The 4276-nt window shown below is 33.3% G+C and carries 3 protein-coding genes; all 3 read left to right on the forward strand.

Features of this window, described 5'->3' with window-relative positions; all coding sequences use genetic code 11:
- Nucleotides 1-230 (forward strand): T9SS type A sorting domain-containing protein (locus JGH11_RS19185; RefSeq protein ID WP_236264227.1); only part of this gene is annotated, 230 nt, incomplete at its 5' end.
- Between the two features lie 3 nt (nucleotides 231-233).
- A complete protein-coding gene (locus JGH11_RS19190) occupies nucleotides 234-3719 on the forward strand; it encodes a hypothetical protein (protein ID WP_201114483.1) in 3486 nt (1161 codons plus the stop codon).
- A 9-nt stretch (nucleotides 3720-3728) separates the two neighbouring features.
- Entirely contained in the window at nucleotides 3729-3896 is a 168-nt protein-coding gene (locus JGH11_RS19195) for a hypothetical protein (RefSeq protein ID WP_201114486.1), read from the forward strand.
- The last annotated feature ends 380 nt before the right edge of the window (nucleotides 3897-4276 follow it).

Consider the following 4276-nt stretch of genomic DNA (forward strand, 5'->3'; position numbering starts at 1 on the left):
ATCCTGTAGAATCGATGTTAAACCTTAAGTATGAACTGAAGCAGGATGCCAAAGTCTCTTTCGAGCTATACTCAATAGAAGGCATGCCTGTAAAGAAGATCAAGGCTGAATCAAAAACAGCAAGCACTTATTATGAAACGATAGATTGCAGTAATCTGCAACCAAAGAGTTATATACTAAGGATTACTGCCAATGAGTTAATTGTTAACCAGATTATTATTAAAAAATAGAGTATGTTATCAGATTTATCGATAAATAGAATAACAATATTAACAATATTGTTATTACTTACAATAGTAGGAAAAGCTCAACAAGCTGCTACAAATGAAGAAAAATATAAGGTCACCCCTGTTTCCCCAAATACAGCGTCCTTAGGTTTATACGGGCATACACCAATAGGGCACTATACTGGTACTCCTAATATTAATATCCCTTTATATGAGATAGATTTAGATGGAAAAAAAATACCAATCAATATTTCTTATCATGCTTCAGGTATTAAAGTGTCTCAAGAGGCTAGTTCTATTGGATTAGGATGGACTTTAAATATAGGAGGATGTATAACTAAAACAGTTTTAGGGGGCGATGACTTCAAACCAAATAATACTGCTTACAAGGGATTTTATGAAGATAATATATCTTTGACGAAGTTGGATAGTACTATTGCTGCATCTAATAAGTTGACTGGAAATGTATTTGGTAAATACTACTCGTACCTTGATGGATTAGGTGATTCTGAACCTGATATGTATTATTATAATTTTGCAGGTTACTCTGGGGAAATGTTCTTTGATCGCATAAACACTGTATATAAAGGGTATAAAAATACAACAACAGCAGCTAAAGCAATTCTGCAGAGTCCGAAAGAGTATATAAGCTTTATATATAATCCATCAACAGAGGTTTGGTCTGTAAAAGATATTAATGGATATATTTACGGCTTCAAAGAAGTTGAGACATCTGCTACTTATTCATTTACAAGTGGAATTAGATTGAACTATGATGAAGAATATCTGAAGAGTTTACAAACCTATCAGCTAGTATCTAATATTACAACAGCATGGTATTTAGAATATATTGAATCTCCTCAAAAAAACAGAGTCACTTTTGAGTATGAGGCAGAATATTTATATACTCCTGTGACATTAACGGAAAATGTATATATTTATGATGGGGCATCGCTTTTGGAATATACAAAATATGACATTGACCCTCAGGGGCAAAAAGTAACTTTAAAAAGAAATTATGAAAAATATACCTATTCATATAATAAAATAAAACAGCTAAGGCCTACAAAGGTTTCTTTCAATGGAGGAACTGTTCTAATTAATGCTGATAATAGGATTGATTTGAGAAGTGTCCCAAATACTACTACCCCTAAAAAAATATCATCTATACAAGTTAAGAATAATCTAGATCAACAGATTAAATCATACTCTTTCTCATATAGTTATCGAGGAGGAGATAATTATATTTCTACAAGATTATTCTTAGATAGATTAAGCGAAATTTACGAAGGGAAAGAAGTTGTTTATTCTTTTCAATATAACCAAGGAAGCTTGCCTGCAAAAAATTCATTAGAGACAGACTTTTGGGGTTATTATAATATGGGACAGATTGAAGGAAGTCCCATATCTTTTTACACTATACCATCAATCAGTTCTATAGGGAAATTATATTATGGTCGAAATAAACGACCTTCTTTGGCATTACTTCAGAATGGCACACTTATCCAAATTCAATATCCAACAGGAGGTATAACAGAATTTTACTATGAACCTCATGATATTTCTTTTATGCGCACCTATCTTACAAGCAGACTTGTATCAAATAGTACTATCAGCAAGGCTTATATACCAACTAGTGCGGATGATCGATGTAAATCTCCGACAAATGCAGCGGCACAAAAACTCTACGGAGATGAATTTATTATAGAGAAATATACTGAAACAGCAGGCCTAAACTTCAGGATAACAGACCTGTGTCAATCATGTTTGTGTAGTCAACCTCCCTCAGGAATGAATAATGAGATCTATGTTTGGCTAGAAGTCTTTGATGGGACAAATTTTGTTAAATATAAAGACATATATCAAAAAGATGTAACATTTTATTTGAAATTTTCCTACTCTGACATGAAAAGTTCTAATGGAACTATTGATAAAAGCAATCAATCGGCATTCAAAGGAATTCCTCCCGGAAGATATAGGCTATGTGCAGATATTAGGCCTTTATATTTTATCGATTTTCAGATATATGCAGCAGTGAATTATTTGAAAGACGAAGAAGTAAAAGATGGAATAAACTTAGGAGCAGGCCTACGAATAAAAAAAATAATTGATAAAGGAAATGGAGGTGAAAAGGCTGAGGTAAGAACCTTTAGTTATTCGAAAGCAAATTTAATGTACCAACCTACCTTTAATGAATATCAAATAATAGCGGCAGACTATTTTATAATATCCTCTATCGGAGGAGGGAGTGCAGGTGTAATTACTCCATATATAAAAAATGTTGATTACAGAGAGTATCTTTTAGCTAACACATCATCAATCGTTCCTTTTAGTAATGCAGCCCAAGGAAACGTTGTCGGATATGATTCTGTTACTGAATTTTTGGGAGAGAATGGAGAATATGGATCTATAGAATATAATTTTATTAATAATGCAAATACAACTATAGGCATGGCTGCTGAAAATTATATTCCTTTTTTTCCGACAAGAAAGAATTATTTAAATGGTTACACCTTAGATATAACAAAATACTCTAAATGTAAAGAGTTGATACGTAGGGAGATATTTAATTATATAACCAATAACATAAAGGATATCACCGTATTCAAAACCCATGTGCCGGCACCATTGGCATCAACAGATGGAGCTTTTTTTGGCTTTTATGACATAAAGGTGGGGGAAACTACTCTTAAAGATAAAACTATCATCTCCTATGTAAATGGCAAAAATGCTCAGACGTCAAAAACTAATTATTCGTACAATGCTGATTATTTATTAATTACAACAGAGAAGACAGAAGATAGCGAAGGGAAAGAAGTTAGTAAGATAATTAAATACCCTTTTGATTATATAGATAATATTAGTAAAGGAATGGTCGATAGATCTTTAATCGGTATTCCCATTGAAGAAATTACATCTGTAAATTCGAAAGTTGTTTCTGCAAATAAGACTATTTATAAAGATACATTGGGATTATATCTTCCATCACAGATTTATTCTTTTAATTCTACTATTCCTCAATCACTTCCGACTTATTCCAATTATTTCAAGAATGACTATACTTTTATAAAATATAATAATAAAGGCAAACTATTAGGATTAAGGCTTCCAGCTCAAACTAACATATTATATCTTTGGAGCTATAACTCCCAGTATCCTATCGCGGAGATTAAGAATGCAACATTCGAAGAAGTCGAAGCGGCTGCGAAAGCAGTCTTTTCGGTGACAAATATAGATGCATTATCATCTCTTACAACTCCTAATGAAACAAAGCTAAAAGATGGAAGTTTACAAAAAGCTTTACCTAGTGCCTTAGTCACGACCTACACCTATCAGCCATTGGTTGGTATGCTGACAGCTACCGATCCCTCCGGTATAACTACCTATTACGAATATGATACATTTAATAGATTAAAACGGACATATATTAAAGACGCATCAGGTAAAGAGCAAACAATCCAAACGTACGATTATCATTATCAAAACCAATAAAATATAGCTATGAAAAAATACATATTATCGATAATTTTAGTTCTTACTACAACTACAGTATTCGCTCAGGACCAGACGGTAAATGGTAATTTTAAAGTAACCGGAGGCAGCGTCCTAAGAGCCGATCTATATGTTGGGGAATGGGATGTCTCTAATAAAACGGGATTAGGGGACTAAACTTCATTTTGGAGGTACTGGGTTCAATTCAGATTTTGTTTGGATGGCTAAGTTCGTGAAGAGTGATAATGCCACAGATCTTAGGGTTCATCTTGGAGATGATGCTGGAATTTCCGATAGATTTGTTGTTGGTAACATAAAATGGGATTCTAATGATACATGAAAAGATTGGTTTGTTGTTACCGAATCAGGAGTAGGCATAAATAAGTCTACCCCTACGGCAAGACTAGATGTAAATGGAAGTATAAAAGGAACCCAGCTTGATATCTTTGGAAAAGTCACAGCAGCAGAAGTGGAAATAAAAATCAATGGCGGTGCCGACTTTGTATTCTCTCCGTCTTATAGTCTGAAACCACTTTCGGAAGTGGAAATATTCGAAA

The sequence above is a fragment of the Dysgonomonas sp. Marseille-P4677 genome (assembly GCF_016652235.1).
In the GTDB taxonomy this organism is placed as follows: domain Bacteria; phylum Bacteroidota; class Bacteroidia; order Bacteroidales; family Dysgonomonadaceae; genus Dysgonomonas.